Below are 2406 nucleotides of genomic sequence, written 5' to 3' on the forward strand. Positions count from 1 at the left end.
GGATTGGCCGCCTCCGGTTCCCAGCATTTCCGCTGGTCTCCCTCGCGGCGACTTAGAAAACAATACACCCACCACGCCCCCACCGCAACTCCACCCCCCACACCCACCCCACCACCCAAAAACCCCGCCACCACAACCCAAAACCACCCGCCACGCACCTCATCACACGCTCCCCCGCCACCCACGGCCACTATGCCGTGCATCACTCCAACCCCGTGCCAGCAGATCCCCCACATGGCGGGCCCATGCAATTGCAGCCAAACAGCCGTCGTGTTGTCGATTGCAGGCCGCCACAGGGGCGTGACGCGGCAGGATGCTTCCGATGCCTTCTGGGCCAGACTCCGAACCAAGTGTTGTTCGAGGGGTACCGCAACCGGGTTCCCGGACGTCGGACGGCTTGCCTGACCCTGCGCGGGCTCATGGATCCCGCCGCGATCATCGCCGGCCTTCCGGCCAGCACTGCCGTCTGCCATCTGCCGGGGCGTATGACGAGTTGATGGCCCGACAGCAGCCACCCCGCCGAAATCATGGCTGAAGGGAACACCTGACGAACGTCAGCTACCTGGAATCAGCGAAGGACCTTGCAACCCGCGGCGGAAGTTGCATGATCTCGTGGTTTGATCGAGCGATTGATTCGGCCGCAGCCTGTTCCCAGGACGTCGAAGCAGCAAGAACTGTCAGGCAACCCCCTGGAGTCACCCTTGCTGTCTGTGCTTACTGAGAGCTCCCCCAGTCGATGTTCGCGATGTCTAAGGTGTTATCGACTCCCCTGAGTTCGCCCGCAATGCATCGGAACGGTCGGCTCGATGCGTCGCGCAGATCCGTGATCTGTATCGGATACCGCTTTCAAGAGCGGCACCTTCCACGACGAACAAGACCGACGCGTGTTCATTGCCTGCCGGAGCCGCCTGGCGAACGTGTTCCCACCCGACGCGATCCCAGGCAGTGTCATCAACGGCCTTCACCCACGCGCGGAATCCATCTTCATGCTCGGAAAGCGCATCCACCCAAGCGTCTTGGTGCTGAAGGGCGTACGCGCCAGGAGGGAGGGCGGGCTTGGCCTGTGTGTGAGCCTTTCCTTCGTGCGTCTTCGGTCGCCAATAGTCCCGGGAACCTGGGCAGCTCTTCAGGGCCTAAAGCAGGAGGCGTAGTAGACGCGCAGGTCCGGCGGTCGTACCGGCGCGGGCGGTGGTGGTTGCGGGCGATCCGGCCGGAGCGCCGAGCCTAGCGCCGCGGCCGGAAACGCTGTGCCGCCGCCGGCCGGGCAGTGTCCGCAGCGTGCTCTTGACGCGGCCCCGGCCGCAAGGGTAGACAAGGGCCATCCCGGTGCTGTCGCGGGGGTTATGACCGCAGACAGAACGCGGGCAGCGCGGGGACCGTCATGATGAACCACGGCGGAGCAGCGGAGTGAGGTGTGAGCGATGACCGGATTAGTTGCCTTCCGCTTCGTGGCGCTCGGCTGGGCGGCCTACTTCGCCGCGGAAGCAGGGGTTGCGGACGAATGGGCGTACTACTTCGCCGTCTTCGTGATTGTGCTGGCCCAGTGCGCCGGTGTACCGCTTCCCGCCGTGGCCGTCCTGCTTGGAGCCTACGCCTCGGCGCGCCACGGAGACCTGAACCTTGCCGCCGTTATCGCGGTCGGCAGCCTGGGCGCCATGCTCGGGAGCACTATTGGCTACGTACTTGGGCGGGTGGGAGGCCGTCCGCTGATGCTTCGACTCGCGCGGCGCTTCCACGCCGACGAGAATCGCATCCTCCAGCTCGAGTCGTTCTTCGATCGGCACGGTGGCAAAGCCTTGTTCTTCGGCCGCTGGGTCATAGTGGTCCGGCTCTGGGGCGCCATTGCCGCGGGGGCCGCCAAGATGCCGTGGCCCAATTTTCTGCTCTGGACCATCACAGGGTCCATTGCCTGGGTCGCGAGCCTCAGTGTTCTCGCCTATTTGGCCGGGGCGCTGGCCAATGCCATCGGTGACGCTCTCGACATCGGCGGCTGGGTGCTGGTCCCCTTCGTCGTGCTTGGCCTGGTGATCGTCTGGCGCCGGCGCAGACGCCGGAAGCTCAGGTCAGCGGGAGGGGCAGGGGACGGCGTGCCCGATGCCGAATGAGGCCGTCCAGGCGCGTCCGGCCTGTACGTTCCTGCAGCAACGCGGGGCCTCCTTCAAGGCGGAGCATATGACGTCGTAGGGCCCCTCATCGGGCGATCGGGCGCCAGGGGCGATTACCGGCCCGGCCCGGGGGCATCTGGCCGTGTACCGGCCCGGTTTGGGGGCAGCTGGCCGTGGGCCCGGGCTCCGGGGCCGGGGTCCCGGCCCTGCCGGAGAGGGGGGTTAAATGCGGGAGGACCCCCACCTGGTGGTGGGGGTCCTCGACCGTTAATGGTGTTCCGGCGGTGACCTACTCTCCCAC

2 protein-coding genes are annotated in these 2406 nt (G+C 66.3%); one reads left to right on the forward strand and one right to left on the reverse strand.

The annotated features are described in order from the left end of the window. Window positions 1-749 precede the first annotated feature (749 nt). The gene (locus AC1DDH_RS20325) at window positions 750-1007 is read right to left on the reverse strand and encodes a DUF6924 domain-containing protein (protein WP_374208305.1); all 258 of its coding nucleotides are present in this window, start codon (window positions 1005-1007) and stop codon (window positions 750-752) included. A 414-nt stretch (window positions 1008-1421) separates the two neighbouring features. Between AC1DDH_RS20325 and AC1DDH_RS20330 the strand changes: the two genes are divergently transcribed. Then, a complete protein-coding gene (locus AC1DDH_RS20330; protein ID WP_476851869.1) occupies window positions 1422-2105 on the forward strand; it encodes a DedA family protein in 684 nt (227 codons plus the stop codon). Window positions 2106-2406 lie beyond the last annotated feature (301 nt).

It is taken from the genome of Arthrobacter sp. 10T425, assembly GCF_056393985.1.

What these genes read in the sequence shown, in the direction of transcription:
- AC1DDH_RS20330 (WP_476851869.1), top strand. Translation starts at nt 1,422, where the DNA reads ATGACCGGATTAGTTGCCTTCCGCTTCGTGGCGCTCGGCTGGGCGGCC.